Here is a 23,066-nt window from a genome sequence, read left to right as displayed (position 1 = left end):
CAAGTATCGGGCGGGCACCGCACCTCCGGGCGCGGGCCCCCTGTCCACGGCGCAGCGGCAGGCCGCCCCGGACCGATGTCCGGGGGACCTGCCGCAGCACACCATGACCCGTGCCGGCCCGATGCCCTTCCGGGCCGGCGCACCGGTCACTTGTTGATGCAGATGTTCCCGAAGGCCGGGTTCAGCACCGCAATGAAAATGTCGACGGTGTTGCCGCACACATTGATCGGAATGTTGATCGGCACCTGGACGACATTGCCGCTGAGAACGCCCGGGGAGTGCACGGCAAAGCCCTTCGCCTTCGCACCGTGACCGTGGCCGTGGCCGCCCTGCATCTTGTAGTGACCGCCCTGGGTCTTGAAGTGACCGGGGCGGCTGGGGTGGCTCATCTCGCCCCCGCCCTGCGCCGCGGAGACACCCGCACTGCCCAGAACCATGGTGCAGCTGACCGCGGCAAGGGCGGTGTTCTTGACGAACCGCTTCATCACCTTTCTCCTTTCAGTTCGCGAATGGGGCATCGGTCACAACGAGCGAATTGGTTCAGGGATGCGGTCGTTCCGCCTTCCGGGAAAACATTCGCCCGTCCGGGACTTCTTCCGCAGCTCAGCGCGGCGCGGTATTCCGCTGATCGGCACAGCCGGGCCGCCGACCGGCGTGCCTGCCGGGATTTCCTACAGGCTTTCTGTCAGAGTGCTCTCCGGTTTGACCGATGGAAGTCCGTAGAGACCGGGGCCCGGAGCGACTGCTGGAATCGGAGAGGGCGGCATGCGGAAGTCGAGGGATCGCAGCGGGCGCGCCGCCGTATGTGCTCCGGCGGAATCCGCACGAATTCCGTTCCGGGCGGAGGACGGCGGACGGGTGCCGCCCGCCGCGCCCGGAGGCCCGTACGAAGCAAACCGCTGCGCCCTTTCGACGGCCCGGAAAGCGCTGCGGATTCCGGCGCATGCACCCGGCAGTGCGGGCCCCCCGGCAGATGCCGGCCGGCGCGGCACCGGAAATGACTCGCTTTCGGCGCGGGCCGGGCGACGGCAAAAGTTCCCGGCAGCGCTACGGGATGCCGCCGATCCGGCTAATGATGTGATGAATTCCGCCGTCGCCGATTTCGGCCGGTACACCGCCCGGCGGCCCGCGTATCGCAACACCGCGGGATTTGATTCCGAGGTATTCGGCCCCGGGCCCGCAGTGCGGTCCGGCGGTGACCGTCTCACGTTCCGGTTCACCACCCGCGGCGAGGGATATCGGCTCGGCGCGCCCTTCGTCCAGACCGACACCGGGCGCTGACCGGCGCGCCCCGGAATTCCCGCGGAGATTTCTGCCGGCCCGGTTATCAGGGGAACAGGGAGCAGTACGTGATGAAGGTCCTGCATGTCATCACCGGCCTGGAGGTGGGCGGCGCAGAGCAGCAGCTGCGGCTGATGCTGCGGCGGCTGCCGGCACGGTGCGAGGTCGTCACCCTCACCGGCCCCGGCCCGGTCGCCGACGGCATCCGGGCCGACGGCATCCCCGTCACCCATCTGGGCATGACCGGCAACCGGGACCTGCGGGCACTGCCCCGCCTCACCCGGCTCATCCGGGACGGCGGCTACGACCTGGTGCACACCCACCTCTACCGCGCCTGTGTCTACGGCCGGATCGCCGCCCGGCTGGCGGGCGTGCGGGCCGTGGTCGCCACCGAGCACTCGCTGGGCGACGCGGTGATCGAGGGGCGCCGGCTGACCCGCGGCGTACGCCTGCTCTACCGGGCCACCGAGCGGCTCGGCTCGGCCACCGTCGCGGTCTCCGACACCGTCGCCGCCCGGCTGCGCCGCTGGGGCGTGCCGGAGCAGCGCATCCATGTGGTCCCCAACGGCATCGAGGCGCACCGCTTCCGGCACGATCCGCTCGTCCGCTCCGGCGTCCGCAGCCGGCTCGGCATCCCGGTGGACGCCTTCGTGGTCGGCGGCGTCGGCCGGCTCGTCCCCGCCAAGCGGTTCGACGTGCTGGTGCGCGCGGTCACCCGGCTCTCCGGTGTCCATCTGCTGCTGGCGGGCGAGGGTCCCGAGCTGGAGACGCTGCGCAGGACGGCGGAGCAGTTCGGCTCGGCCAACCGGATCCATCTGCTGGGCGCACTGGGGCCGGACAAGCTGCTGGACGTCCCCGGCCTGCTGGCGGCGCTGGACGTCTTCGTCGCGCCGTCCCAGGACGAGGCGTTCGGGCTGGCCGTCCTGGAGGCGCTGGCCGCCGGGCTGCACGTCCTGTACGGCAGCTGCCCGGCCATCGACGAACTCCCCGCCGACCAGACGCCGGGCGCCCGCCGGATCAGCCCCGTCGTCCACGAAGTGACCACCGCGCTGCGCGAGGTGCGGCGCGGCGGAGCGGAACGGCTGCCGGTCCCGCCGGTGGTGCGGCGCTATGACATCGCGCGCAGCGCCGAGTCCCTGATGTCCGTCTACGAGGCCGCCGTGGCCGCCGCCCCGGACCGCCGGGCGGCCCGGCCGCAGGCCGCCCGGGCAGCGGCACCGGCATCGGAGAGCCCCGCAGCGCACACCCCCGGACCGGAACCGGCCCCGCCCCAGGTCTCCCTGCCCGAGCCGGCCCGCTCCCCCGCCCCGTCCCAGGGCGGCCACTCACTCTCGAAGCGGTGAGCCGGAGCCCGTCCGGCCGCACGGTGCCGCGCCGGGGTCACTGACAGCGGTCGACGGCCTCGATCGTGCGCGCCGCCTCACCGAGCGCCGCCCGCAGCACGACCGGGTCGGTGGCGTCGGCGTACGCCCCCTCCGGCGGCACCAGCCAGCCGGTGCCCGACACCGGCGGCTCCGGCTCGGCGTCCTCGGCGTCGCACTCCGCCCCCAGCGCGAGTCCCCGCCCGTAGGTCTGGGTGCAGGCGCTGCCCGGCACGTCCCAGCCGTCCGCCGTGCCCGGCGGCACCAGGAAGCCCAGGGTGTGACAGGCGCCGTCGTGCAGGACCGGGCCGACGCCGTCCCGCAGCCGCAGGATGTCGACGGCCTCCAGCCCCTGCCGGGCGGGCACCGTGACGAGGTCACAGGGCGCTGCGTCGTCCTGCGGCGCGTTCTGTCCGGATCCGGATCCGCCCACGCCCCTGCTCACGCCGGTCTCCCACATGGAGAACCCCTCCTCATGCACGCGCCGCGCCCTTTACACCGAGTTCAACGGCTTCGTATGTCAACAGCTACGGCGGCGTAACGCTGCAAAGGATGGCACTTCATGGCAGATCACGTGCGAGATGGGCGGTTTGTGGCCAAACGCTGGGTATCGCGCCCCTCGTTGCCGGTACCGTCGTCCCGCCGCACCGCCAGGAAGCGGCACCGCCACAAGATGGCACGGAAAGGCCACGGAGAGGGTCCGCCATGGCGTCGCCAGCAGCAGAATCAGCGTCGTCCCGCACCGTACCCGCCCGCCCGAACACCGCTTTCCGACAGCTGCGCGGCAGGCTGTCCCCGGGCGAGTTCGCGGCGGCGGTCCGACGGTCCGCCCGTGAGATCGGAGAGCAGGTCTCGTGCGACGCCCGCTATGTGGGCCGCGTCGAGTCCGGGGAGATCCGCTGCCCGAACTACGCCTACGAGCGCGTGTTCCGGCACATGTTTCCCGGGCTGTCGCTGCCGGACATGGGCTTCGCGCCACGCGAGACGGTACGCGGACGGGGGGCGCGTACGGCGGTGAACGCCGCGCCCCTGGCATCCGTACCCGACCACAGCGATACCTGTATCCAGATCTGCGAGGAGAGCGACGTGCTACGTCGCGCGTTCATCACCGGCGGCCCGGCGGCCGCCCTGGGCATCGCCGCCCTGCCCCCCGCCGGAGCCGCCGCCGTGCCCGGCCCCCGTGCGCCCGTCGGCCGGGCCGGTACGGCCGAGGCCACCGCCGTCGAGGAAGCCGTCCGCCGGATCCGGCTGCTGGACGACCGGCACGGCGCGGAGGGCATCTACCACCGCGCCACCCAGCCGCTGCGCGCCGCCTACGACCTGCTGGACGCCGATGTCCAGCGCCGCTCGGTCGCCGACCGGCTGCACTCCGGGGCGGGCGAACTCGCCATCACGGTGGGCTGGCTGGCGCACGACTCGGGGCGCTTCGAGGACGCCCGTTCGCATTACGCCGAGGCGCTGGCCACCGCCCGGGTGTGCGGGGACGCGGCCCTGGAGGCGCACGCCTTCTGCAACACCGCCTTCCTGGCCCGCGACGCCGGCCGCCCGCGCGAGGCGGTACGCGCCGCCCAGGCCGCGCAGCACGCGGCCAGGCATCTCGGCTCGCCCCGTCTGCTGTCGCTGCTGGCGCTGCGGGAGGCGGGCGGCTGGGCGGTACTGGCCGACCGCAGCGGCTGCGAGCAGGCGCTGGCGCGGGCCGAGCGGCTGTTCGCGGGCGGGCCGCGGGACAACGACCCCGAGTGGATGACGTTCTACGGCGAGGCGGAGCTGGCGGGCCTGGAGGCGCAGTGCTGGGCGGCACTGGGCGAGGGCGAGCGCGCGGCGGATCTCGCCCGGCGGGCGGTGAGCCTGCAGGATCCTCACTTCACCCGGAACATCGCCCTGTTCACCGCCGAGCTGGCCGGTGACCTGGCGGACAGCGGGTCACCGGAGGAGGCCGCCGCGGCCGGGATGCGTGTCCTGGCGCTGCTGGACCAGGTCCGCTCGGCCCGTATCCGCGCGATACTCGACCGCACGGCCGGCCGGCTGCGCGGCCACCGCGGCACCGGCGCGGTGGCCGAGTTCCTGGAACGGCACGCGGCGTCGGCGGGTTCGGCGGCGCACTGACCGGCGGGCCTCACCGCACCGGCAGGGTCTCCTGCGCCCACGTCGCCAGCAGCCGCAGCGCGGTCTCGGACGGGGAGCCGCTCTCCACGGTGTGCGCGATCAGCGCCTGGTCCGGGTCGTCGGGCAGGCGCAGGGTTTCGAAGCCGAGGTCCAGCGTGCCGACCACCGGGTGCCGGTAGACGTACCGGCCGTGGGTCTTGTCCTTGAGCCGGTGTTCGGCCCACAGTCCGGCGAACTCCGGTGCTGCGGCGGTGAGTTCGGCTATCAGTTCCGCGGTCCGCGGATCGTCGGGGTGGCGTCCTGCGTCGAGCCGGAGGTAGGCCGCCACATCGCTCGCCTTGCCGTGCCAGTCGGCGTACAGGCTGCGCATCCCCTCGTCGAGATAGACCAGGCGGGCCAGGTTGCGCTGCCGGGGCGGCAGCGCGCCGAAGTCGGTGATCAGGGCGGCGGCGAGGCGGTTCCAGGCCAGGACGTCGGTGTTGCGGCCGACGATGTACGCGGGGACGTCGGAGGCCGAGTCCAGCAGCCGCTGCAGCCCGGGGCGGACGCGCTGCGGCTCGGGTGCGCCGTCCGTACGGTCCGGGCCCGGCCAGGGGCGGGCCAGCCGGTAGAGGTGTTCGCGCTCGACGGGCTCCAGGCGCAGGGCGCGGGCGACGGCGTCCAGGACGGCCTCGGAGAAGTGCAGGGTGCGGCCCTGTTCCAGGCGGATGTAGTGGTCCGCGCTGACGCCTGCCAGCAGCGCCAGTTCCTCCCGGCGCAGCCCGGGCACCCTGCGGCGTCCTCCGTGCTCCGGCAGTCCCAGTTCCTCGGGCCGCAGCCGGGCCCGCCGGGACCGGAGGAACTCACCCAGTTCTGCGCGTCTGTCCAGTGCCATACGGGAAGTATCGCGGCCCCCGTGCGCCCCGGCACCGTCCCAGCCTGGTCATGCCGTGCCCAGGCAGCGGCAGCCACTGGGTAACGCGCGGCGCGGCGGCGAGAGTTGAGGGCACCGGCCGGGACCGCCAAGGCCCCGGCACCGCAACGCGACTTGGAGTACCGCGATATGACCGCCACCCACCTTCCCACCCGTCCGCTCGGCACCACTGGCATGGACATCACCCGCGTCGGCTTCGGCTCCTGGGCGGTGGCCGGATCCGGCTGGTTCTTCGGCTGGGGCGCCACGGACGATGCCGAGTCCGTCGCCGCGATCCGCCATGCCGTCGCCTCCGGCGTCAACTGGATCGACACCGCTGCTGTCTACGGCCTCGGGCACTCCGAGGAACTGGTCGGCAAGGCCGTCGCGGGTCTGCCGGAGGACGAGCGCCCGTATCTGTTCACCAAGGCCGGGTTGGTCTGGGACCCGGATAATCCGTCGGCCGCGCCTCGGCGGATCATGAAGCCGGCCAGCGTCCGGCGCGAGGTCGAAGACTCGCTGCGGCGGCTGGGCGTCGATCACATCGATCTGTACCAGGTGCACTATCCCGACACCGGCGAATCGCTGGAGTACGCCGGTGGCGGCTTCGGAGCGGTGTCGCCCAACGCCACGCCGCTGGAGGCGTACTGGCAGGTCATGGCCGACCTGAAGGCCGAAGGCAAGGTACGGGCGATCGGGCTGTCCAATCACACGCCCGACCTGCTCGAGGCGGCCGAGCAGATCGCTCATGTCGACGTCATCCAGCCACCGTTCTCGGCGATCAACCGGTCGGCCGCCGCTGAGATCGCCTGGGCGCGCGCGCACGAGACCGGCGTGATCGTCTACTCGCCGCTGCAGTCCGGGCTGCTCACCGGCGCCTTCTCCGCGGAGCGGGTGGCGGGGCTGCCCGCGGACGACTGGCGCACCTCGCACCACGACTTCACCACGGGGCTGACGGCCAACCTCCGTCTGGCGAAGGCCCTGGAGCCGGTCGCCGCGCGGCACGGTGCCACCGTCGCCGAGGTGGCGATCGCCTGGGCGCTGGCCTGGCCCGGCATCACCGGGGCGATCGTCGGCGCCCGCACGCCCGGCCAGGTGGACGGCTGGATCGGGGCGGGCGCGGTGCAGCTGGCCCCGGCCGACCTGGACGGGATCGCCGAGGCGATCACCGCCTCCGGCGCGGGCTCCGGCCCCGCCCGCCCGTGACCGCCGCCCCCGCCGTACCCGGCCCCCTACTCGTACCCGTAACCCGTCACCCAAGGAGACCGCAGCGTATGTCCCTCATCGTCGTCGCCGAATGCCTGGCCGCACCCGGCAAGGAGGACCGGCTCCGCACCGCCCTGGAGGCGATGATCGAACCGTCCCTGGAAGAGCCCGGTTGCCTGGCCTATCAGCCGTACGCGGACCCCAACCGGCCCGCCCGCATGGTGATCGTCGAGGAGTGGACCGGCCCGGTGGCCCTCGCCGAGCACTTCGCCACACCGCACTTCCGGCATGTGCGTCAGGTGCTGGACCTGGTGCTCGCCGAGCCGATGACCCTGCGGAAGCTGGTGGCGGCACCCGTCGGCTGACCCGCGCCGCCCGGTGCCGCCGGGCGGCCGTCAGCCCAGGTGGCCGGTGTCGTTCCACCGCTCGATGGCCGGCTCGCCGTAGGCCCAGCCCAGGATCGACAGGGAGGTGGGCTCCAGACGGATACGGGCGCCGAAGGAGATGTCCAGGCCCAGCCAGCGGGCGCCGAGGGCACGCAGGATGTGGCCGTGGGCGAAGAGCAGGACGTCCCGGTCGGCGGCGCGGGCCCAGGCGATGACCTCGTCGGCCCGCGCGGTCACCTGGGCGAGGGTCTCGCCCTCCGGGACGCCGTCGCGCCAGATGAGCCAGTCGGGGCGGCCGGCCTTGATCTCGGCCGGGGTCAGACCCTCGTACGCGCCGTAGTCGAACTCCATCAGCGCGTCCCAGTCCCGGGCCCGGCCGCCGAACCCGGCCAGTTCACAGGTCTCCTTCGCGCGGACCAGGGGGCTGGTGCGGACCTCGACGTCCGGCAGACCGTTCCAGGGGGCGCGGTGCAGGCGTTCGCCCAGCAGCTTGGCGCCGTGGCGGCCCTCGTCCAGGAGGGGGATGTCGGTGCGCCCGGTGTGCTTGCCGGAGCGGGACCACTCGGTCTGTCCGTGCCGGGCCAGGAATATGCGCGCTGCCATGGTCGTGCCTCTCGCCGATCGCTCGGAGGTGGGTTGATCGTTTTCTCGGCGCGGGCGGCGTTGACCGCGGTACTGCTCCATCATCGCCCATGGGGTGGATTTGTCCGTAACCGGGGACCCGGTGACCACCGGACCGGACCTCAGCGGCCGCCGAGGCACCGTACGCCGCGGTGGACCGGGGCGGGAGCTGTTGCCGGTTGCCGTCCAGCGCGGGGCGACCGGCTGATCCGGCATGGATCTTCGGGTGGTTGCCCCGCATGTCAGTGCTGGATGCGAGACTTTCGCGGGTGAACGTTTCCCGCGACAGTCGACCCGCGGCGGCCGCTCCGCCCGCGGGGCAGCAGACGCCGACACCGAGCCTGCGCCGGAGGCTCACCGAGCTGCGCGGCCCCGGCGTACGGCCCCGTTCGCTCGACGCCCGGGCGCTCGCCGCGCTGGCCGCCAATCCCGGCTGCCGGCGCCGTGCGCTGCTGGACGGTGCGGGCATCGACAAGGGGGCCCTGGCGCAGGCGCTGGGCTCGCCCGCGACATACGGCCAGTCCCAGTTCGCGATCATGCGTGGCATCACCTTCGAGTCGCGGGTCAAGGCCGACGGCGGCGCGGCCCTGATGCGGCTGCTGCACGAGCGCCTGCGGACGGACACCGCACCGCCGGAGGGCGAGGAGGTGGCCCTCCCCGATCTGTCCGCCGCCGGTCCCGAGGGCCGCGCCGCCCGTACGGCGCTGGCGCTGCGCGAGGCGACCGCGGCCGGCGGCTGGGCGCTGCTGGACCACCCGATGCTGGCCGTCGAGGTGGCCGGTTCGCCGGTGTATGTGGAGCCGGATGCGGTGGTGGTGCATCCGGACGGCAGCTGGACGGTCGTGGAGATCAAGTCCTTCCCGATGATCGACGGCGCGGCGGACGCCTCCAAGGTGGGCGAGGCGGCCCGCCAGGCGGCGGTGTACGTCCTCGCGCTCGAGAACGTCGCCGGGCATGTCACCGCGCGCACCGGGCGCGAGGTGCGGGTGCGCGACCGGGTGCTGCTGGTCTGCCCGAAGGACTTCTCCAACCTCCCGACCGCCGCGGCCGTCGACGTCCGCAAGCAGCTGGCCACGACCCGGCGGCAGCTGACCCGCCTCACCCGCGTCGAGGAGATCGCCGCATCGCTCCCCGAGGGGACCACCTTCGATCTGCGGCCCGCGGAGGACGGCAGGCCGACGCGGCCCACCGGGGAGCTGTCCGAGGCGGTGGAGACGGTCGGCGCGGCCTACTCCCCGGAGTGCCTGGCCTCCTGCGAGCTGGCCTTCCACTGCCGTAAGCGGTCCCGTGAGCAGGGTGCGGTGGAGACGCTGGGGCGCGGGGTGCGCGGCGAGCTGGGCGGGCTGCGGACCGTCGGGGAGGTGCTTGCGGCGGCCGCCCCCGAGGCAGCGGAGGAGGCGGCGGAGGACCGCGCCGAGGGCCCCGGCCGACCTGACGATCCCGCCGTGCTCGCCCTGCGCAGAGCGGCCGCGCTACGTGCCGAGGCGCTGGCCGGGGCGACGGGCGGGGCGGCGCGGCCGGCCGAGGAGCGGGCATGTCGCTGATCCAGACGCTGGCCCGGATGGAGGCGGTGGCGTCCGGCCGCGCCGCCCCCCTGACCACGGTGCGCCACCGCCATCTGTCCGAACGGCCGCTGGTCCTGGTCCCGATGACGACCGCGGGCGAGGCCGGCGCCCCGCTGGGCGTGCTGGTCGGCACGGACCGCGAGAAGCCGCAGCTGCTGGCCGTACCGCAGCCGCGCGACCGCGAACTGCGGTTCGCGTTCCTGGCGGAGCTGGCCGAGTCGGTGCTGCCGTATGTGGACGGCTTCGCGGACGCCGTCGAGTGGGAGGAGCGCAAGGAGACCGACCCGGAGACCGGCAAGCGGGTCGCCGTGCAGGTCGAACTGTGCGCGGACGCCCCGCAGTTGATCGTGCCGAGCACCGCGGGCATCGATTTCGTACGGCTGCTGGGGCGCTCGATGCGGTTCCGGCGGACGGCCGAGCAGGAGCCGGAGACGCCGTATCCCGCGCCGCCCCATGTCCCTTTGCTGGGCCGCTGGTTCACTCATTTCGGTGAACGTTCCCGGGTGCCGGGGGCCAGTCTGCTGCTGGCCATGACCGGGCTGCTGAGCCGCCACTGGGCCACCGGGCAGAGCATGCTCGAGGACCAGCATCTGGGGGCGCTGCTCGCCTGGATCGATCCGCCGCCGGGCGAATCGGGCCAGGTGGCGGCCGAGCGCGCGGAGACGGGGCGCGACGCGGACGGCCAGTTGCTGTGCCCGCCGGCCGGCCCGGCCACGGACCCGGCGTTCGACAACCGGCTGCTCTCCCCCGCGATGGCGCGCTACGACGCCGGGCTGAGCGGCGCCGAGGAGGAGGTCCGCGCCCTGATAGAGGGCCAGTTGCGGCCGACCTGGGACGCCGTCTGGCAGGGGCTCGACCTGCTGCGCGCACTGCCGCCGGGGGCGCGGGTCGCCGACCGCTGGAAGCGCGACCGCTGGTCCTACACCGCGCACCGCGACCGGGTCCGCGCCGGGGAGCCGCCGCAGCCCCGGCGGGACGACGCCGTCACCGCCGCCCAGAAACTGGCCTCCCGGGAGACCGCACAGGCCCAGCTCGACGCCCAGGAGGCCCTGGACGACCCGCTGGTGATGGCGGGCCGCCGGCTGTCCGGCGAGGCGATGTGCGGCACGGTCGTCCATGTCGAGATGGCGTACTCCGAGAGCAGGCGGCCGACGCCGCGCCCGCTGGTCACCCTGCGCACGGAGGACCGCCCACAGCTGTCCGAGAACGTCAAGCTCTACCGCCCCCTTCCCGACGGGCGCACCCAGCCCGCCGAGTTCGTCTCGTACGCGGCCGGGGGCGGCCTGGTCGTACGGCTGACGGGCGGCATGGGGCGCGGCAAGGAGCCGGAGCCCGGTTCGGTGCCGGAGGCGGACGACGCGGTGACCTGGACGCTGTTCGAGCATTCCCCGCGCGGCGGCCCGGAGTTGCCGGACCCCGAGGACACCCCCTGGACACACGGCGGGCCGCCGGCGGCCGCCGCCGCGGGGGCGCCCGCGGACGCCCCCGACCCCGTGACCGCGGAGGATTTCCTGTGACCCGGCCCGACGGGCGTACCTCCCTGCCCGCCCAGCGGGGGGAGCGCTCCTTCGACCCCGCGGCGGCGGCCGCCGCCGCGACGGACGCGATCCTGCACGACACGCTGCACGGCACCCGGCGCGGCGTGGTCGTCGACTCCCCGCCCGGTGCAGGCAAATCCACCCTGGTGGTCCGCGCGGCCCGGGAACTCGCCGCCGCGGGGCGTCCGTTGATGGTCGTGGCGCAGACCAACGCCCAGGTCGACGACCTCGTTCTGCGCCTCGCCGACAAGGACCCCGGGCTGCCGGTAGGCCGCCTCCACAGCAGCGAGGCGAACGCCTTCGACCCGGCGCTGGCCGAGCTGCCCTCGGTCCGTACGTCCGCGAAGATCGCCGACCTGGCGGGTATGGACATCGTCGTCTCGACGGCCGCGAAGTGGGCCTACACCAAGGTCGACACGCCCTGGGGGCACGCCATCGTGGACGAGGCGTACCAGATGCGCTCCGATGCGCTGCTGAGCGTCGCCGGGCTCTTCGAGAGGGCGCTGTTCGTCGGCGACCCGGGGCAGCTGGACCCGTTCAGCGTGGTGGGCGCCGACCAGTGGGCCGGGCTGGCGTACGACCCTTCCTCCAGCGCCGTCGCCACCCTGCTGGCCCACAACCCCGACCTGCCGCAGCACCGCCTCCCGGTCTCCTGGCGCCTCCCGGCCTCGGCCGCCCCCCTCGTCTCCGACGCGTTCTATCCGTACACCCGGTTCCGCAGCGGTACGGACCACGGCGACCGCCGTCTCGCCTTCGGGGTGGCCGGGGACGGCTCGGGCGTGGACCGCGTCCTGGACGAGGCCGCCGAGTCCGGCTGGGGCCTGCTCGAACTCCCCGCCCGCCATACGCCGCGTACGGACCCGGAGGCGGTCCGCGCAACGGCCCTGGTGGTGCGCCGGCTGCTCGACCGCGGCGGCGCCGCGACCAGCGAGAACTCCCCGGATCCGGTGCCGCTGACGGCCGACCGGATCGCGGTCGGCACGGCCCACCGCGACCAGGCGGCCGCGGTCCGCGCCGCGCTCTCCGACCTGGGCGTGCACGGCGTCACGGTGGACACCGCCAACCGCCTCCAGGGCCGCGAGTTCGACGTCACGGTCGTCCTGCACCCGCTCTCCGGCCGCCCCGACGCCACCGCCTTCCACCTGGAAACCGGCCGCCTGTGCGTCCTGGCCTCCCGCCACCGCCACGCCTGCATCGTGGTGTGCCGCGAGGGCGTCGCCGAGCTCCTGGACGAACACCCCTCGACCGAGCCGGTCCAGCTGGGCGTCACGGTCAAGTTCCCGGACGGCTGGGAGGCGAATCACGCCGTCCTGGCACATCTGGCGGAACACCGGGTGCGCTGGAGGCCGTGACCGACGCCGAGCCCCGCGTCACCGGGGGCGCTGGAGGCCGCGGGACGGAGCGGGGTGACCGTCCCTATATTCCTCTGGCCCTATGGCCCACTTGCGCGAGGCGGGACAATGGAATGCGGCACACGATCCTGGAGGTACGTACATGTCCCAGCCGCGTCCGGCTTCCGACTCCGGCTCCACGGCGCCGGCTCCCCGGCGGAGGAGGCCCGCGTCGCTGGTCTTCGAGCCGCCCGAGGCCGTCGCCGACCCCGAGCACTTCTTCGACCTGGAGTCGATGGACGACCCGCGCGAGCTGCTGCGCCGTTCCACGGAGCTGGCGCTGGCCTTCCGCGTGGCGGCCGACCGCGCCACGGAATACCAGGCGATCGCGGCGGCCCAGCTGGCCGATCCGCGACGGTTCGACCGGATGCCGCTGGCCACGCTGGCCGAGCAGGCGGAGTGGTCGCAGGACTACGCGCTGAAGATGATCGAGTTCGGCCGCGGACTGCTGCAGAACGGCGGCAGCCACATCGAGGACGCCGACTGAGGGGACCTCGGCCGCGCGCCGACGCGCCGCTCCCCCGTATCGCCCCGGCCGCACCACTCGTCACAGGCACCCCAGAAGGGCTCATGTTCCACGACTATGAGCCCCTGGCATATGCGAAGCGGGCAAGATACCTGGTCGCGCCCCGCACCGTCCTGGTTTCCGGCAATCCGCATAACCACTAGGTGGGGAATGGGTAGACCTGTCCCCATGAGCGACTGGCTGCCCGACACTCCCCGGACCCTCACGTTCCCGACAGCGGCGTACGTCACGCTCGCCGGCGCCGAATGGCTCGCCTCCGCCAGTCCTCATCCGCACTCCGTCCAGACCCTGTGGGCCACCCATCCCACCGCCCCCAGCGTGCTGCCGTGCGGCACCGCCTTCGACGTGATCAACGCCCCGGCGCTGTTCGGGCGCCGGATGGTCGACCGCTTATGGTCCGCGGGCCCCGGCTCGGGGCCGGTGGCGGCGCACCGCGGCCGGATCCTGCTGTTCGCCTCTCCCGGGACCGCCCAGCGGCTGCCGTCGCTGCTCGGCTGGGAGGAGTGGGCGCGGGCCGTGCCGCCGCTGCTGTGCCACGGCGGCGGGGACGCGGTGACGGTCCCGCCGCTGCACCCCTGCCACGCCACCACCGAGGGCGCGGAGGAAGCCGACGACGCCGCCGCCCCGGCCGCCTCCCGGTGGCTGGTCGCCCCGGACGTCCGCACTCCCTGGCTGCCGGGCCCCGACGTGCTGCTGTGGGCCTGTGTCCGCGCGGCTCGCTGGGCCGCCGAAGAGGACCACGAAGAGGAGCACGAAGCCGCACCTCAGGGCCCTGTGCCGGCGCTGACCACCGGCTGAGAGAAACCGATTTTTGCCCTCCCCGGACCGGGTGCTACTGTTTCCTCCGTCAGCAGGCGCCGCTAGCTCAGTTGGTTAGAGCAGCTGACTCTTAATCAGCGGGTCCGGGGTTCGAGTCCCTGGCGGCGCACAGACGGTCGAAGGCCCTCACCTCGGTGGGGGCCTTCGGCGTACCCGGACACCGGGACGACCGGAGACCCGGGGCGTCAGCCGTTGCGGCTCACCTTGACCGTCCACTCCCCGTCGGCGCCGCGCCCCTCGACCTGGATCCGTACGCCGTCGGCCGCGTCGGTCAGGCTCTCCCCCACGCCCAGAGGCGCATCCGCGAGCGGCGGATAGACGGAGGTGCCCCAGCAGGCCGCGGTACCGGGATGGCCGTCGAGGACATGGACCGGCCCGGATCCGGAGGCCGTATCGCTGTGCACGCGGTAGGCCAGGACGCCCTGGCTGCACACCGAGCTGTCGTTGCCGCTCGCTTCGCGCGCCTCCACGGCGAGGGCACTGTCCGGGCCCGTACGGACCACCAGCAACCGCGGGCGGCGGTCGTCGCCGGGCTCCGCGCGGGCGGACAGGGCCCGCAGCGGGTGCAGCGACGGCGAGCGGCTCAGCGTGGCGCAGTCGACCTGGTTGTCGCCGAGCCAGCCGAGCTTCCACTTGTGCCAGGCAAAGGGGTCGGGCGCCAGGCCGAACTGGCTGCCCATGAGGTCCCAGTCCCCCACATAGGTGTCCCAGTCGCCCTTGCCGTTCCCCGGCCGGTGGTAAAGGTCCGGCAGGTCGAAGACATGGCCGGTCTCGTGGGCGAGGACATTGCGGTCGGGCGGGTTCTGCTCGAAGACGGTCACGAAGCGGCGCAGATCGGTGTGGTCGGCGTGCATCGGCTCGTCCAGGTTGACGACCTTGGTGGCGTCCGAGTCGACCCCGGGGGCGTCCGGGTCGGCGACGAAATAGACCAGGTCGTAGCGGCTGAAGTCCACGGAGGAGTCCGCGGCGGCGACCGCGTCGCGCAGATAGGCGGAGCGGCGGCCGGAGTCCCAGTCGCGCTGTATTCCGTACGCGCCGGACGGGTGCGGCATCTGCACCCACTTCGCGTGGAGGTGGGAGCGCAGCCGGAATTTGCCGTAGGAGGCGCGGTCGAAGAAGCGCGAGGTGGCCGGGAAGTAGTCCTTGGAGAGTTCGCCCGGCCGGGCTATGGGGCGGGAGTCCGGGAAGGACAGAAAGATCATGACGGCGTCGAGGGAGCCGGCGGGGTGGGGATAGGTGCCGTTCCAGCTGTCCAGGCCCTCGGAGTGGTGGGCGTCGGTGCGTCCCAGCGCGCAGGGGAGGGCGGCCTCGGAGGCGGTGGCGGGTCCGGCGACGATGGACGTCGCGACCAGCGCGCTCAGCGAGGTGGTGACGGCTGCGAGACGCCGCAGACGACGGCGCTCCACCCCGCCGGGTGTCCGGTCGCGCGGCACATCGACCTCCAGGGACGGATGCGAAAGTCCTCCCCCACCCTGTGGCGTTTAGATCCGTTCGTCCTGTTCGGGCGCCCGGACGGGTGATCGGCGCGTCGCCGCTACGCCGTAACGGAAAGTGACAAACGAGCAACCTTGCAATCGGTGCGAACACAGCCGTGCAGAAATGGCTGAAGTTCCGTCATGGGCGCCGATGATCACGGCTGCGTCGCTGGATCGGCCGTTGCACCAGCCTCTATGATCGCCACACTTTCCAGCGCGGGATCCAACCTCCATCACGAGACAAGCGCCATGCGGGAGCGAGCAGTGAGCGGACACCCCGACAGCACGGGCCGCACGCCCGGAGCGACGCTGCCATCCGTGACGGAACGTGACGGATGGCCCAAAGGATCCGGCGGCGGCAGACGGCACCGTCCGCTCGGCCGCTGCGACGACACGGCCGCGTCGCTCGCCGACTACCGCGCCGCCTTCCACGCCGCCCGGCTGCCGATGGCCGTCCTCAACCGCGACGGTCTGGTCCTCGCCGCCAACCCCGCGTTCGGGGAGCTGGTCGGCACCGACCCGGACGAGCTGGTCGCCGCCACCGCCGCGGACCTCACCGACCTCGGGGCCGACCCCCGGGTGTGGACCGCCTACCGCGAGGTACTGTGCGGGCGCAGCGACCGGCTGCGCTGCACCCGCCGCCTCAAACACCCCGACGGGCACTCCGTCTGGGTGGAGGTGACCGTCGAACCGCAGACGGGTGAGGACGGGGTGCTGCTGTCGGTGGCCGACATCAGCGACCGCCACGATCTGCTGGCCCGGCTGCGGCACCTCCAGATGCACGATCCGGTGACCCGCCTCCCCAACCGGGCGCTCTTCTTCGAGCGGCTGTCCACCGCCCTGGAGGCGGCCGCCTTCGAGCCGGCGGGCACCGGGCGGATCGGGCTGTGCTATCTCGACCTGGACGGTTTCAAGGCCGTCAACGACACCCTCGGGCACCGCGTCGGCGACCGGCTGCTGAGCGCCGTCGCCCAGCGGCTGACCCGCTGCGCGGAGACCGTCGGCGACCGGGGTCCCGGCCCCGGCGGCCATCTGGTGGCGCGCCTGGGCGGTGACGAGTTCGCGATCCTGGTGGAGGACTCCACCGGCACCGACCAGCTGGCCGAGCTGGCCCGGTGTGTGCTCGACGCGCTGCAGCGGCCCTTCGACCTGGCCGGGCAGCGGCTGTCGGTCTCGGCGAGCATCGGCGTCGTCGAGCGGGCCGCGGCCGGCACCACCGCCACCGGGCTGATGCAGGCCGCGGACACCACGCTGTTCTGGGCCAAGGAGGACGGCAAGGCCCGCTGGACCCTCTTCGACCCCGAGCGCAACGCCCACCGCATGACCCGCCAGGCGCTCTCCAGCACGCTCCGCCCGGCCGTCGACCGCGGCGAGTTCACCCTGGAGTACCAGCCGCTGGTCGGTCTGGGCGACGGCCGGGCACAGGGCGTCGAGGCGCTGGTGCGCTGGCGGCATCCGCAGTTCGGGACGCTGTCGCCGAATCGGTTCATCGCCCTGGCGGAGGAGAACGGCGCCATCGTCGAGCTGGGCCGCTGGGTCCTGGAACGGGCCTGCCACCAGGCCCGCGCCTGGCAGCTGGCGCACCCCGGCGGCCAGCCGCTGTTCGTCAGCGTCAATGTGGCCGTACGTCAGGTGTGGGACTCCGACCTGGTGGCGGACGTCGCCGGCATCCTGGCCGAGACGGGCCTGCCGCCGCGCCTGCTCCAGCTGGAACTGACCGAGTCCGCGGTGATGGGCTCGGCCGGCCGGCCCCTGCAGGCCCTCCAGGCGCTCAGCGACATGGGCGTCCGGATCGCCATCGACGACTTCGGCACCGGCTACTCCAACCTCGCCTACCTCAGCCGCCTCCCCGTCTCCGTCCTCAAGCTGGACGGCTCCTTCGTCCACGGCTTCCGCTCCCAGGAGCACCCCAACCCCGCCGACGAAATGATCGTCGAGGCGCTCGTCGCCCTCGCCCACCGCCTCGGCCTCACCGTCACCGCCGAATGCGTCGAGAGCGCCGAACAGGCGGAACGTCTCCGCCGCATCGGCTGCGACACGGGTCAGGGCTGGCTCTACTCCCGCCCGGTGGCCCCGGACCGGGTCGAGGCGCTGCTGGACGCGGGGCGGCGGACGGGGAGCTGAGCGCGGCTACCCCTGAGGGAATCCGTACGCGTCGGCTATGAGTTCGTACGACCTGAGCCTGGCCGCGCTCCCGTGCGCATTGGCCGTGATCATCAGCTCGTCGGCGCCGGTGCGCTTGGCGAGGTCGTCGAGGCCCTGGCGGACGGCGTCGGGGGTGCCGTGGACGACGTTGCCGAGCCAGGTGTCGACGAAGTCCCGCTCGCGGTCGCTGAAGTCGTAGGCCTCGGCCTCCTCGGGGGTGGGGACCAGGCCGGGCCGGCCGGTGCGGAGGCGGATCATCGACAGGGCGCCGGTCATGACCTGGCGGCGGGCCTCGCGCTCGTCCTCGGTGGCCAGGGCCGACACGCCGATCAGGGCGTAGGGCTCGGCGAGCACCTCGGAGGGGCGGAAGGAGGAGCGGTAGAGGTCGAGCGCGGGGACGGTGTTGGCCGCGGAGAAGTGGTGCGCGAAGGCGAAGGGCAGGCCGAGGGAGCCGGCGAGCCGGGCGCTGAAGCCGGAGGAGCCGAGCAGCCAGAGGGGCGGTCGGTGCGGGGACTGCACCCCACCGGGCGAGGTGGCCTGCACCGGGCCGGGGACGGCGTGGATCTTGGCGTACGGGTGGCCGTCGGGGAAGGAGCCGTCCAGGAAGCGGGTCAACTCGAGCAGCTGCTGGGGGAATTCGTCGGCACCCTCGTGGAGACGCTCCGTGCGGCGGAGAGCCGCCGCGGTGGCGCCGTCGGTGCCCGGCGCGCGGCCCAGGCCCAGGTCGATACGGCCGGGGGCCATCGCCTCCAGCGTGCCGAACTGCTCGGCGATGACCAGCGGTGCGTGGTTGGGCAGCATGACGCCGCCGGAGCCGAGCCGTATCGACGAGGTGTGTGCGGCCAGATGGGCGAGCAGCACGGCGGGCGAGGAGGAGGCGACGCCGGGCATGGAGTGGTGCTCGGCGACCCAGTAGCGGTGGAAGCCGCGGCGCTCTGCCGTACGGGCGATGCCGACGGCGGTGCGCACGGCGCCGGAGGCGGTGTTGCCGGCGCCGACGGTCACCAGGTCGAGCACGGACAGCGGGACGGGCGCGCTGCCCCGGGCGGTGCCCCGGATGCCGTCGTCGCTGCCCGGGGTCTCGCCGACCGGGGTCTGCTCCACTTCGCCACTCACGGTGTGGGTCCTCCTCGCGTTGCGCTGATCTGCGAGGGGGTCAACCGGAGAGCTACTCCGATTATTCCGGGGCGGGCCGGCTTCCCGGGGGGCGGCCCGCCGTACGGCTATTCCCGCGCGGCCCGTGCGAAGAGCGTGCCCAGCGGCGGGCAGGCGATCTCGCGGTCGATCAGCCGCAGCCCTTCCCAGACCGTGACCTGATTGGCGGTGAGGACCGGTTTGCCGAGCTCGGCTTCGATGTCGGGGAGATACGCGGCGGTGTGCAGGGCGGTATCGGGCAGCAGCACCGCCTCGGCGTCGGGGTGATCGCCGGCCCGCGCGAGCGCGAGCACCTCCGCGCGGCCCCACGTGCCGACCTCGGCGGCGGTGATGATGCCGCTGCCGCGGGTCGAGACGACCTCGGCCCCGGCCGACTTCAGGAAGGTGCGGAAGTGCTCGGCCACGTCCTCCGGGTAGGTGGCGGCGATCGCGACCCGGCGGGCGCGGAGCGCCCGGACGGCGTGCGCGAAGGCGAAGGACGTACTCGAGGCGGGCAGACCGGCCGTGGCGGACAGCTCCCGCACCTGTTCCTGCGCGCCCTCCCAGCCGAAGACGAAGCTGGCGCTCGTACAGGCCCAGACGACGGCTTCGGCGCCGCGCTCCTTGAGGTCGTCGACACGGGCCGCGAGCCGCGCCGCGGAGCCCATCTCCAGGAGCGCGTCGACCCGGTGGGCGTCCTCGCCGATATCGGTGTGGACGAGCGGGAGGCGGACGCCGCCGCCCAGCAGCGATTCGATCCGGGGGTAGTCGTCCTCGGCGGAGTGGCCGGGGTAGAGGAAGCCGACCGATGCCATGCAGATCTCTCTTTCGTGTACGGCGGTGGGTACGGGAGTGCGGGTGCGGGCTGCCGGCGGCGGGGCCGCCGGCAGCGCGGGAGGGACGAGGGGAACGACGGCGAGGAGCCGGGTCCGGACCGGCCTCACACCGGGGGCTGGGATCCGGGATCCTCGGGCAGGAAGGGCGGCGGCTCACCGCCGTCACCCGCCTCCCCGTCAGAAGGCGCGGGCGGCCCGGCGAACGCGGCCTCGGGGGTCACCCCGGGCCGGCTCTCCGGCACACCGTTGCCGGACCCGGTCATCGCGGCCGGGCCGCGCCGCGCCACCGGGTCGAGCAGCGCCTGGTACGGGCCTACCGCGTAGACGCCGATGGCGCGCAGCGCGGCCCACATGGTGACCTGGTTGGCGGACAGCACGGGCATCCGCAGCTCGGCCTCCAGCTGCGGGATGACGTCGTAGGTCGGCAGGTTCGTACAGCTGATGAAGAGCGCGTCGGCCGCGCCGACCACCGCCGCGCGGGCCATGTCGACGACGTCGCGGTAGGGCACCTTCCAGATGTGCCGGGTCAGTCCGAGGTAGGCGCGGCCGGTGACCGTGATGCCCGCCTCGCCGAGATAGTCCTCCAGGGAGTCGGTGACCGATTTGGTGTACGGGGTCACCACCGCGATGCGCCGCGCGTCGATCTCGCGCAGCGCCTCGAGGAGTGCGCCCGATGTCGTGAGGGAGGGCACCTGCCCCGCCTGGACCATGGCGGCGCACATGGCCCGCTCGCCGGCCATACCTCCGACAAAGCTGCCGGAGGTGCAGGCATAGGTGATGACCTGCGGGGATACCGCGCACAGCGCCTGTACGGCGGCATCGAGCGTTTCGTGCTCGCTGACCAGACGGGCCAGGTCGAGGCTGACCTCGACGGGCACGAAGGGAGTCCGGGTGAGGTGGAGGGACACGTCGTCGGGAACCCATCGCCACAGTTCCCGGTCGAGCGCGAAGTCGAAGGGAGCGACAACGCCCACGCCGAGCTGAGGCTGTGGGCCCCCCAGGAAGGAGACGTCCATGAAGGCCCCTAGAAAGAAACGCAGGGGTGGAGTGGCCAGGCCAGTGGCCGGGGATGTAGTGCAGCCGGTACATGCCGGGACGTCGGGACAGAGCCGTTGTTGACACGGTAGATACGACTTCTTAGCGTGGTCAATCCTCGCATCTCAGGCATCTGCCGGCGCCCCTTTCTTTCCTATCCGGCACACGTTTCGAAACGGTTTCTGGCCTATGTCCGAAAGCACCGTCCTTGTCCTGGGTTCCGACCCCCCGCCGAAGCTGGACCGGCTGGCCGGCCGGGCGCGGGTGATCTATGCCGACGAGACCTCGCTGGCCGGCCTACTCCCCACCGCCGATGTGCTGTTGGCCTGGGATTTCACCTCGGACGCCATCCGCGAGGCCTGGCCGGAGTCAGGCCCCAGGCCTCGGTGGGTGCACACCGCCAGCGCCGGCGTGGACCGGCTGCTGTGCCCGGCGCTGATCGCCGACGACACCCTGGTGACCAATGCGCGGGGCGTCTTCGAGCAGCCGATCGCCGAGTACGTCGCCGGGCTGGTGATCGCCATGGCCAAAGATTTCTACGGAACTTGGGAGCTCCAGCGGCAGCGGCGCTGGCAGCACCGCGAGACCCTGCGGGTGGCCGGCACCCGTGCGGTCGTCGTGGGCTCCGGCCCGATCGGCCGGGCCATCGGCACCACCCTCACGGCACTGGGTGTCAAGGTCGATCTGGTCGGCCGCCGGGCCCGCGCGGACGATCCCGAATTCGGCCTCGTCCACCCGAGTGAGGCGCTGAACGGCCTGCTGCCCGAAGCCGATTGGGTGGTGTGCGCGGCGCCGCTGACGGAGGCCACCCGCGGTCTGTTCGGCAAGGAGGCGTTCGCCCTGATGCCGTCCCGGGCGCGGTTCGTCAACATCGGGCGCGGGCAGCTGGTCGTCGAGAAGGATCTCGTCGAGGCGCTGCGCGGCTGGCGGATCGCGGCCGCCGCGCTGGACGTCTTCGAACAGGAGCCGCTGACCGCCGACAGCCCGCTGTGGGACGTCCCCCATCTGATCGTCTCGCCCCATATGAGCGGGGACACGCTGGGCTGGCGGGACGCGCTCGCCGAGCAGTTCCAGGACAACTTCGACGAGTGGGCGGCCGGCCGGCCGCTGCGCAATCTCGTCGACAAGCGGCTCGGATACGTACCGGTGCAGTGACGGCGCGGGCCGCCAAAGGACCCGGCACCCGCCCGCCGCCTCGCCCCGGGGCGGCCAACGCTCGGAGGACGCATGACAAACGGACCGACCCCGACCCCGGCTCCGACCCCGGCTCCGGCCTCGCCCCCGGCCCACCTCGCCGACCTCACCGCGACACGGCTCGTCGCCGGGTACGCCGCCGGCGAGTTCTCCCCCGTCGAGGTCACCCGGGCCGTCCTGGAACGCGCCGAGGCGGCCCAGGCCCGGACGAACTGCTTCACCCGGATCACCGCGGACGAGGCGCTGGCCGAGGCCGGGAAGTCGGCGGAGCGCTGGCGGTCGGGGACGCCCGCGGGTCCGGTGGACGGGGTGCCGGTCACCGTCAAGGACATCCTGCTGACCCGCGGCACGCCGACACTGCGCGGTTCGCGGACGGTACGGGAGGAGGGCCCCTGGGACGAGGACGCGCCGTCGGTCGCCCGGCTGCGGGAGTCGGGCGCGGTGTTCGTGGGCAAGACCACCACTCCGGAGTTCGGCTGGAAGGGTGTCACCGACAGCCCACGGCACGGGGTGACGGGCAATCCCTACGACCCCGGGCGGACCGCGGGCGGCTCCAGCGGCGGCAGCGCGGCGGCGGTGGCGCTGGGCGCGGGCCCGCTGAGCCTGGGCACGGACGGCGGCGGATCGGTCCGCATCCCGGCCTCCTTCTGCGGGATCTTCGCCGTCAAGGCGACCTACGGGCGGGTCCCGCACTATCCGGCAAGTCCCTTCGGGACGCTGGCGCACGTCGGGCCGATGACACGTGACGCGGCGGACGCGGCGCTCATGCTGGACGTGATCTGCCGGCCGGACTGGCGGGACTGGTCGCAGCTGGAGCCGGCGGCCGGATCCTTCCGGGCGGCGCTGGAGGAGCCGGTGGCCGAGCTGCGGGTGGCGTTCAGTCCGTCGCTGGGCTGGGATGTGCCGGTGGCCGCGGAGGTCGCGGCGGCGGTCCGCAGGACCGCGGAGACGCTCGCCGGACTCGGGGCGGTGGTCGAGGAGATCGACCCGGGCGTCGCCGACCCCGTGGAGGCCTTCCACACGCTGTGGTTCAGCGGCGCGGCGCGGGTCGTACAGCGTCTGGACGCGCCGCAGCGCGCGCTGCTCGACCCGGGACTCCGGGAGATCTGCGAGCAGGGCGCGCGGTACAGCGCGCTGGACTATCTGGCGGCGGTCGACACCCGGATGGCGCTCGGCCAGGCGATGGGCCGCTTCCACAGCGCGTACGACCTGCTGGTGACCCCGACCGAGCCGATCACGGCCTTCGCGGCGGGCACCGAGGTACCCCCCGGGTCCGGCCACACCCGCTGGACGGGCTGGACGCCGTTCACCTACCCCTTCAACATGACACAGCAGCCCGCCGCGACCCTGCCCTGCGGGCTGGACGGCGACGGGCTGCCGATCGGCGTACAGCTGGTGGGACCGCGCCACGCCGACGCCCTGGTACTGCGCACCGCGCACGCCCTGTACGAAGCGGGCGCCGCGGAGATCCCGGCGCCCCCTGCCCCTTAGCCGGACCGCGCCTGGCCTCCCGCCGCTCACCGCACAGCTTTCCCGCCGCTCACCGTGGCAGCCA

The 23,066-nt window shown here is 73.3% G+C and carries 21 protein-coding genes and 1 tRNA gene; 14 read left to right on the top strand and 8 right to left on the bottom strand.

The genetic code is table 11. From position 1 onward, the window contains the following. Positions 1–146: 146 nt before the first annotated feature. Positions 147–485 (bottom strand): chaplin, encoded by a 339-nt coding sequence (locus ADL29_RS09925; protein ID WP_053923299.1) that lies wholly within the window; start codon positions 483–485, stop codon positions 147–149. Positions 486–1,080: 595 nt separating this feature from the next. Here ADL29_RS09925 and ADL29_RS09920 point away from each other — a divergent pair. Both ADL29_RS09920 and ADL29_RS09915 read left to right on the top strand, forming a co-directional pair. Further along, positions 1,081–1,281 (top strand): hypothetical protein, encoded by a 201-nt coding sequence (locus tag ADL29_RS09920; RefSeq protein WP_053923298.1) that lies wholly within the window; start codon positions 1,081–1,083, stop codon positions 1,279–1,281. 71 nt (positions 1,282–1,352) lie between these two features. Then, entirely contained in the window at positions 1,353–2,624 is a 1,272-nt protein-coding gene (locus ADL29_RS09915) for a glycosyltransferase (protein ID WP_053923297.1), read from the top strand. 37 nt (positions 2,625–2,661) lie between these two features. Here ADL29_RS09915 and ADL29_RS09910 read toward each other — a convergent pair whose 3' ends face one another. Beyond that, on the bottom strand, positions 2,662–3,102 hold the full coding sequence (locus tag ADL29_RS09910) for a hypothetical protein (RefSeq protein ID WP_053923296.1): 441 nt from the start codon (positions 3,100–3,102) through the stop codon (positions 2,662–2,664). A 245-nt stretch (positions 3,103–3,347) separates the two neighbouring features. On the opposite strand from ADL29_RS09910, the gene ADL29_RS09905 reads away from it, so the two are divergent. Further along, positions 3,348–4,748: an NsdA family TPR-like regulatory protein gene (locus ADL29_RS09905; protein ID WP_053923295.1), complete on the top strand. Its 1,401-nt coding sequence runs from the start codon at positions 3,348–3,350 to the stop codon at positions 4,746–4,748. Between the two features lie 10 nt (positions 4,749–4,758). Here ADL29_RS09905 and ADL29_RS09900 read toward each other — a convergent pair whose 3' ends face one another. After that, complete coding sequence (locus ADL29_RS09900) at positions 4,759–5,622, bottom strand: helix-turn-helix transcriptional regulator (protein WP_053923294.1); 864 nt, start codon at positions 5,620–5,622, stop codon at positions 4,759–4,761. A 168-nt stretch (positions 5,623–5,790) separates the two neighbouring features. Here ADL29_RS09900 and ADL29_RS09895 point away from each other — a divergent pair, with 168 nt between their 5' ends. Next, positions 5,791–6,846, top strand: coding sequence for an aldo/keto reductase (locus ADL29_RS09895; protein ID WP_053923293.1), 1,056 nt, complete (start codon positions 5,791–5,793; stop codon positions 6,844–6,846). A 68-nt stretch (positions 6,847–6,914) separates the two neighbouring features. Then, positions 6,915–7,211, top strand: coding sequence for a putative quinol monooxygenase (locus ADL29_RS09890; RefSeq protein ID WP_053923292.1), 297 nt, complete (start codon positions 6,915–6,917; stop codon positions 7,209–7,211). A gap of 30 nt (positions 7,212–7,241) precedes the next feature. Here ADL29_RS09890 and ADL29_RS09885 read toward each other — a convergent pair whose 3' ends face one another. Next, the gene (locus tag ADL29_RS09885; RefSeq protein WP_046927900.1) at positions 7,242–7,835 is read right to left on the bottom strand and encodes a histidine phosphatase family protein; all 594 of its coding nucleotides are present in this window, start codon (positions 7,833–7,835) and stop codon (positions 7,242–7,244) included. 287 nt (positions 7,836–8,122) lie between these two features. Between ADL29_RS09885 and ADL29_RS09880 the strand changes: the two genes are divergently transcribed. From ADL29_RS09880 to ADL29_RS09855, 6 genes are all read left to right on the top strand, one after another. After that, positions 8,123–9,397 (top strand): hypothetical protein, encoded by a 1,275-nt coding sequence (locus tag ADL29_RS09880; RefSeq protein ID WP_053923291.1) that lies wholly within the window; start codon positions 8,123–8,125, stop codon positions 9,395–9,397. Then, positions 9,388–10,935, top strand: a complete 1,548-nt coding sequence (locus ADL29_RS09875) for a hypothetical protein (protein ID WP_053923290.1) — start codon at positions 9,388–9,390, stop codon at positions 10,933–10,935. Before ADL29_RS09880 ends, ADL29_RS09875 begins: the two co-directional genes overlap by 10 nt. Further along, positions 10,932–12,308, top strand: a complete 1,377-nt coding sequence (locus ADL29_RS09870; protein WP_245689268.1) for an AAA domain-containing protein — start codon at positions 10,932–10,934, stop codon at positions 12,306–12,308. The genes ADL29_RS09875 and ADL29_RS09870 overlap by 4 nt, the downstream gene beginning before the upstream one ends. Positions 12,309–12,450: 142 nt before the next feature. Further along, complete coding sequence (locus ADL29_RS09865) at positions 12,451–12,834, top strand: hypothetical protein (protein WP_046931199.1); 384 nt, start codon at positions 12,451–12,453, stop codon at positions 12,832–12,834. 207 nt (positions 12,835–13,041) lie between these two features. Continuing rightward, positions 13,042–13,671: a bifunctional DNA primase/polymerase gene (locus ADL29_RS09860; RefSeq protein WP_053923289.1), complete on the top strand. Its 630-nt coding sequence runs from the start codon at positions 13,042–13,044 to the stop codon at positions 13,669–13,671. A gap of 56 nt (positions 13,672–13,727) precedes the next feature. Then, positions 13,728–13,801 (top strand) — tRNA-Lys (locus tag ADL29_RS09855). A gap of 76 nt (positions 13,802–13,877) precedes the next feature. On the opposite strand, the gene ADL29_RS09850 is transcribed toward ADL29_RS09855, so the two are convergent. Continuing rightward, positions 13,878–15,125 carry a M6 family metalloprotease domain-containing protein gene (locus ADL29_RS09850; RefSeq protein ID WP_046927896.1) on the bottom strand — a complete coding sequence of 416 codons (1,248 nt, stop codon included), beginning with the start codon at positions 15,123–15,125 and terminating at the stop codon, positions 13,878–13,880. Positions 15,126–15,485: 360 nt separating this feature from the next. On the opposite strand from ADL29_RS09850, the gene ADL29_RS09845 reads away from it, so the two are divergent. Next, positions 15,486–17,291 (top strand): putative bifunctional diguanylate cyclase/phosphodiesterase, encoded by a 1,806-nt coding sequence (locus tag ADL29_RS09845; RefSeq protein WP_053923288.1) that lies wholly within the window; start codon positions 15,486–15,488, stop codon positions 17,289–17,291. Positions 17,292–17,297: 6 nt separating this feature from the next. On the opposite strand, the gene ADL29_RS09840 is transcribed toward ADL29_RS09845, so the two are convergent. The 3 genes from ADL29_RS09840 to ADL29_RS09830 all read right to left on the bottom strand — a co-directional run bounded on the left by ADL29_RS09840 (position 17,298) and on the right by ADL29_RS09830 (position 20,298). Further along, positions 17,298–18,428 (bottom strand): LLM class flavin-dependent oxidoreductase, encoded by a 1,131-nt coding sequence (locus ADL29_RS09840; protein ID WP_053923287.1) that lies wholly within the window; start codon positions 18,426–18,428, stop codon positions 17,298–17,300. A gap of 107 nt (positions 18,429–18,535) precedes the next feature. Continuing rightward, the gene (locus tag ADL29_RS09835; protein ID WP_053923361.1) at positions 18,536–19,261 is read right to left on the bottom strand and encodes a maleate cis-trans isomerase family protein; all 726 of its coding nucleotides are present in this window, start codon (positions 19,259–19,261) and stop codon (positions 18,536–18,538) included. A gap of 125 nt (positions 19,262–19,386) precedes the next feature. After that, complete coding sequence (locus tag ADL29_RS09830) at positions 19,387–20,298, bottom strand: maleate cis-trans isomerase family protein (RefSeq protein WP_053923286.1); 912 nt, start codon at positions 20,296–20,298, stop codon at positions 19,387–19,389. Positions 20,299–20,506: 208 nt separating this feature from the next. Between ADL29_RS09830 and ADL29_RS09825 the strand changes: the two genes are divergently transcribed. Together ADL29_RS09825 and ADL29_RS09820 are read left to right on the top strand one after the other, a co-directional pair. Continuing rightward, positions 20,507–21,472: a D-2-hydroxyacid dehydrogenase gene (locus ADL29_RS09825; RefSeq protein ID WP_046927892.1), complete on the top strand. Its 966-nt coding sequence runs from the start codon at positions 20,507–20,509 to the stop codon at positions 21,470–21,472. A 72-nt stretch (positions 21,473–21,544) separates the two neighbouring features. Continuing rightward, positions 21,545–23,002: an amidase gene (locus ADL29_RS09820; protein ID WP_053923285.1), complete on the top strand. Its 1,458-nt coding sequence runs from the start codon at positions 21,545–21,547 to the stop codon at positions 23,000–23,002. Positions 23,003–23,066 lie beyond the last annotated feature (64 nt).

Source organism: Streptomyces chattanoogensis (assembly GCF_001294335.1).
Lineage (GTDB): Bacteria > Actinomycetota > Actinomycetes > Streptomycetales > Streptomycetaceae > Streptomyces > Streptomyces chattanoogensis.
The sequence above is the reverse complement of the archived record's forward strand: the minus strand, read 5'-3'. Positions and strand labels throughout refer to the sequence as shown.

Excerpts from the sequence above, each read along its gene's own strand:
- ADL29_RS09885 (WP_046927900.1), bottom strand. The coding sequence starts at position 7,835 with ATGGCAGCGCGCATATTCCTGGCCCGGCACGGACAGACCGAGTGGTCC.
- ADL29_RS09920 (WP_053923298.1), top strand. The coding sequence starts at position 1,081 with ATGAATTCCGCCGTCGCCGATTTCGGCCGGTACACCGCCCGGCGGCCC.
- ADL29_RS09925 (WP_053923299.1), bottom strand. The coding sequence starts at position 485 with ATGAAGCGGTTCGTCAAGAACACCGCCCTTGCCGCGGTCAGCTGCACC.
- ADL29_RS09895 (WP_053923293.1), top strand. The coding sequence starts at position 5,791 with ATGACCGCCACCCACCTTCCCACCCGTCCGCTCGGCACCACTGGCATG.
- ADL29_RS09835 (WP_053923361.1), bottom strand. The coding sequence starts at position 19,261 with ATGGCATCGGTCGGCTTCCTCTACCCCGGCCACTCCGCCGAGGACGAC.
- ADL29_RS09865 (WP_046931199.1), top strand. The coding sequence starts at position 12,451 with ATGTCCCAGCCGCGTCCGGCTTCCGACTCCGGCTCCACGGCGCCGGCT.
- ADL29_RS09830 (WP_053923286.1), bottom strand. The coding sequence starts at position 20,298 with ATGGACGTCTCCTTCCTGGGGGGCCCACAGCCTCAGCTCGGCGTGGGC.
- ADL29_RS09820 (WP_053923285.1), top strand. The coding sequence starts at position 21,545 with ATGACAAACGGACCGACCCCGACCCCGGCTCCGACCCCGGCTCCGGCC.
- ADL29_RS09875 (WP_053923290.1), top strand. The coding sequence starts at position 9,388 with ATGTCGCTGATCCAGACGCTGGCCCGGATGGAGGCGGTGGCGTCCGGC.
- ADL29_RS09910 (WP_053923296.1), bottom strand. The coding sequence starts at position 3,102 with ATGTGGGAGACCGGCGTGAGCAGGGGCGTGGGCGGATCCGGATCCGGA.
- ADL29_RS09825 (WP_046927892.1), top strand. The coding sequence starts at position 20,507 with ATGTCCGAAAGCACCGTCCTTGTCCTGGGTTCCGACCCCCCGCCGAAG.
- ADL29_RS09890 (WP_053923292.1), top strand. The coding sequence starts at position 6,915 with ATGTCCCTCATCGTCGTCGCCGAATGCCTGGCCGCACCCGGCAAGGAG.
- ADL29_RS09915 (WP_053923297.1), top strand. The coding sequence starts at position 1,353 with ATGAAGGTCCTGCATGTCATCACCGGCCTGGAGGTGGGCGGCGCAGAG.
- ADL29_RS09900 (WP_053923294.1), bottom strand. The coding sequence starts at position 5,622 with ATGGCACTGGACAGACGCGCAGAACTGGGTGAGTTCCTCCGGTCCCGG.
- ADL29_RS09860 (WP_053923289.1), top strand. The coding sequence starts at position 13,042 with ATGAGCGACTGGCTGCCCGACACTCCCCGGACCCTCACGTTCCCGACA.
- ADL29_RS09905 (WP_053923295.1), top strand. The coding sequence starts at position 3,348 with ATGGCGTCGCCAGCAGCAGAATCAGCGTCGTCCCGCACCGTACCCGCC.